The organism is Micromonospora sp. CV4, from assembly GCF_003667455.1.
Classification (GTDB): domain Bacteria; phylum Actinomycetota; class Actinomycetes; order Mycobacteriales; family Micromonosporaceae; genus Micromonospora.
The window spans coordinates 1-3720 of the sequence record NZ_RCVI01000355.1 but is presented as its reverse complement, the minus strand read 5'-3'; the positions used below and the strand labels follow the sequence as shown (position 1 = coordinate 3720).

3 protein-coding genes and 2 pseudogenes are annotated in these 3720 nt (G+C 73.1%); 4 read left to right on the top strand and 1 reads right to left on the bottom strand.

What is annotated here, in order from left to right; translation table 11 throughout:
- The 4 genes and pseudogenes from EAD98_RS25130 to EAD98_RS25115 form a co-directional block, all read left to right on the top strand.
- Nucleotides 1–799, top strand: a pseudogene (locus EAD98_RS25130) (ATPase); the annotation flags it as partial.
- A complete protein-coding gene (locus EAD98_RS25125; RefSeq protein WP_007455462.1) occupies nt 796–1200 on the top strand; it encodes a roadblock/LC7 domain-containing protein in 405 nt (134 codons plus the stop codon). The pseudogene EAD98_RS25130 and the gene EAD98_RS25125, both read left to right, overlap by 4 nt.
- 98 nt (nt 1201–1298) lie before the next feature.
- On the top strand, nt 1299–1670 hold the full coding sequence (locus EAD98_RS25120; protein ID WP_089021735.1) for a DUF742 domain-containing protein: 372 nt from the start codon (nt 1299–1301) through the stop codon (nt 1668–1670).
- Between the two features lies 1 nt (nt 1671).
- Entirely contained in the window at nt 1672–2265 is a 594-nt protein-coding gene (locus tag EAD98_RS25115) for an ATP/GTP-binding protein (protein ID WP_007455465.1), read from the top strand.
- Between the two features lie 333 nt (nt 2266–2598).
- Here the strand turns inward: EAD98_RS25115 and EAD98_RS25110 are convergent.
- Nucleotides 2599–3720, bottom strand: a pseudogene (locus tag EAD98_RS25110) (transposase); the annotation flags it as partial.

The following is a 3720-nucleotide window of genomic DNA, read 5'->3' as shown; positions in this document are numbered from 1 at the left end:
GCCACGGGTGCAGCGCCCCGCCGAGCAGCCGGCCGCCCCGGCCCAGCCGGCGGCACCGAACGCGGCGGCACCGGCGCAGAGCCGGCCGGCGCCGCAGCAGCCGCAGGCCCAGAACCGGCAGCGGTACGCGGACGAGACCATGGAGCTGCCGATCTTCCGGGAGCTCGAGTCGGCCTGGTTCCGTACCCGCCGGCCGGGTCCGGAGGAGGCGGCGGCCAAGGCGGCCGCACCGGCCGCCCAGCCGGCGGCGAATGGTGGCACCGCGACCCAGCAGTTCGCGACGGTCGAGGCCAGCGGTCCGGCAGTCCACAAGACACCACCCGGGACGACAGGTAACACACCGATGGCAGACACTCCGACGGCCGGAGGAGCGCCGCGGGACAACGGGTCGACAGCGAACGGGGGCACCCGCCCCAGCCTCGCCGAGAGCCTGCCGACCCGCCGGCCCCAACAGCAGCAGACCAACGGCTGGCAGACCGCCGCCGACGACGGTTGGCGTGCCGCCTCGGCAGCGGCCAGCGCGGTCCCGGTGAGCGAGACGACCACGACCGGTCTGCCGAAGCGCAAGCCGATGGCGCAGCTGGTCCCCGGCGCGGTGGAGAAGCCCACCACCTCGGTCCAGCGGCGTTCCCCGGAGGCGGTCCGTGGCCTGCTCTCCGCCTACCACCGGGGCGTGCAGCGAGGGCGTAGCACCTCGGACAACCCGACCAGCCCGGAGGCGACTCCGGGAGGGCAGCAATCCTCGCAGTCTGGCTCAGGCCCAGCGGCCGGGAGCGGGCAGAAGGAGCAAGAAGGATGACAACTACGCAGGATCTTGGTTGGCTGCTGGCCAACTTCGCCGACCGGGTGCCCGGTGTCGCGCATGCGGTCGCCGTCTCGGCGGATGGCCTGCTTCTCGCGTCGTCACGGGATCTCCCGCGGGACCGGGCCGACCAGCTCGCCGCGATCGCGTCCGGTCTGGTCAGCCTCACCCAGGGAGCGGCCCGCTGCTTCGAGGGAGGCGCGGTACTGCAGACCGTCGTGGAGATGGACAATGGCTTCCTGTTCCTGATGTCCATCTCGGACGGCTCGTCCTTCGCCGTGTTGGCCGCCCGCAGCTCGGACGTCGGGCAGGTCGGCTACGAGATGGCGTTGCTGGTCGACCGGGTGGGCGACGCGCTGACCCCGCAGCCGCGTGCGGCCGCGGGCATGCTGGGCTGACGCCTCGCCGATCGTGAGGTCGGCGCTACTGAAACAACGACAACGACGGGTTTCACCGGTGGGAGCCGGTGCCGGGTACGAAGGAGGTGAGCGGCGACATGGCCGATCGTGACGAACCGACCGGAGCGTTGGTCCGTCCATACGCCGTGACCCGCGGTCGTACCCGTCCCCGGCTCGACATCGCGCTGGAGGCGCTCGTCGAGACGACGGTGCGCGGTCGGGCCGCTGCCAATGGCAACGGTGGCCGCGAACACCAGTACATCGCCGCGCTGTGTGACGGACGCGTGCAATCGCTCGCCGAGATCGCGGCGCGGATGCAGCTCCCGCTCGGTGTGGCCCGGGTGCTCATCGCCGACATGGCGACGGACGGCCTGGTCGCAGTCCACGAGCCGACCATTTTGGACGACTCCGACGACGCGGTGGGCACTGAACTGCTGGAGAGGGTGCTGAGTGGACTTCGCAGGCTCTGACATGTCGCACCGCCCGCCGAACCCGAGTGGGCGCGTGACGTCGGCGAAGATCGTTATCGCCGGTGGATTCGGCGTCGGTAAGACGACGCTGGTCGGCTCGGTCTCGGAGATCACGCCGCTGACCACCGAGGCCATCATGACCTCCGCTGGCGTGGGCGTCGACGACACCCGGCAGGTGCCGGGCAAGACGACGACCACGGTGGCCATGGACTTCGGCCGGATCTCGATCGACCGTGACCTGATTCTGTACCTGTTCGGTACGCCGGGTCAGACCCGATTCTGGTTCATGTGGGACGAACTGGTCCGGGGTGCCATCGGTGCGGTCGTGCTGGTGGATACCCGCCGGCTGGCGGACTGCTTCGCGGCGATCGACTTCTTCGAGCACCGGCGGCTGCCGTACCTGGTGGCCATCAACTGCTTCGACGGGATGCAGTACCACGATCCGCAGGACGTTCGGGACGCGCTGGCGATCTCGAGCGACGTGCCGGTGGTGGCCTGCGACGCCCGCAACCGGGAGTCGACGAAGCACGTGCTGATCTCGCTGGTCGAGTACGTGCTCACCATGCGGCGTACGCGCGCCGTCGCTCCGGCCTGACCGGACGATTCGCGCCCGGTGGTGGCTCCGGCCGCCACCGGGCGCTGAGTGCTGTCCGGGGTCGCCCACGCGGAGCCCGGCGTGGACGTTCGACGGTTGGGGCTGGGCGTCGGCTCGACCTCGGGGGCGCTCCAACGCGCCTCAGACGGCCGTACGCCGGTCGTGCCGTGCTGCCCCTGCCCGGGTAGCAGCATCACCCGACGCAGCCGCTCCGCGGGGATCAGGCGGGCCAGCCGGTGGGCCACGCCATCGGCACGACCGCCATCGCAGCCCCGGCCCGGGTGCCGCCGATCAGGGGCGTGCACCCGGGGTGGAAGGCCGGTCGGCCGGAGGTCAGGACTGGTAGCCGGCGGAGCGGTACTCGTATTCCCGGTCGTCGTCGCGGTCGCCGTGGTCGCGGCTGAAGTCCCAGCCGCCGGCGGCCTCGCGACCCGGTCGGCCGCCCACCGCGAACCCGCCGATCTCCTGTCCCCGACGCCAGCCACGGAAGTAGCCGGTGGTGTTCTCCGCGAGGCTCGCCGCGTCACGCACTATCCGCAGTGGACGCTCTTCGCGCAACGGGGAGCCCGGGACCAGGTTGGCCTGCGGCACGCGCTTCGGCAGGCCGGCCGTCGTCTCGGCGCCCACCGCGGGACGGGCCGCCTGCTCGGCCGCCTGCCATCCGGTGTCGGCCGTGGTCGACCAGTCCAGGTCGGACTCCTCGGTCTGCCCGACGAACCAGGCGGACTTGGCCTGCGCGAAGATCAGCAGGTCCCCGTCGCCCTCGTCCGCCACCGGCGGCGGCCGGTGCTCGACCGGGGGTGCCGGCCGGTGCTCGACGGGGCGCTCCATGCGGGGCGCGGGGCGGCCGTTGCGGGCGGCCTGCTCCCGATCGACCAGCCGCAGCGGTGGCGTCTCGAGGCGCGGGTCGGTGGGTGGGTTGAGGCTTCCCTCGCGCAGCGCCCGGTCGGCCAGCGGCGGTGGCTCCACCAGTCGCAGCATGGGTGGCTCCTGCGGCAGGTCGTCCGCCAGCCAGGGTGGGGTGACGCGGCCGTCGGCCCGGCCCGGGTCGGTCGGGGCGTCGATGCCACGGCCGCCGCCGTACGGGTAGGCGGCCGGGTTGTTCGGCGAACTGTCGGCCGGGTCCTCCGGGTTGTTGACCAGCGGCCAGTTGGCCCGGGACCCCGGCGGCGCCGACTCCTGGCCCGGTCGGGGAGTGGGCACCGGGATGCTGAGGTCGGTGGCGCTGAACCCGCCGGTGGGCGGCTCGTCGACCGGTCGTTGCAGGTGGCTCGGCCGCGGCTCACCGTTGGTCTTCGGGCGGGGCGGGATGACCGTGCGCTGCCGCTCGGCCCGCGCGTTGTTGATCGCCGCGGTGGTCAGCGTCGGCCGGAACGGCTCGCCCGCCTCGGCCGGCGGCACCGCGCCGCGCTGCGCCGGCGCGATCGGGGTGATCCCGGGCGGCGGGGGCGGTGG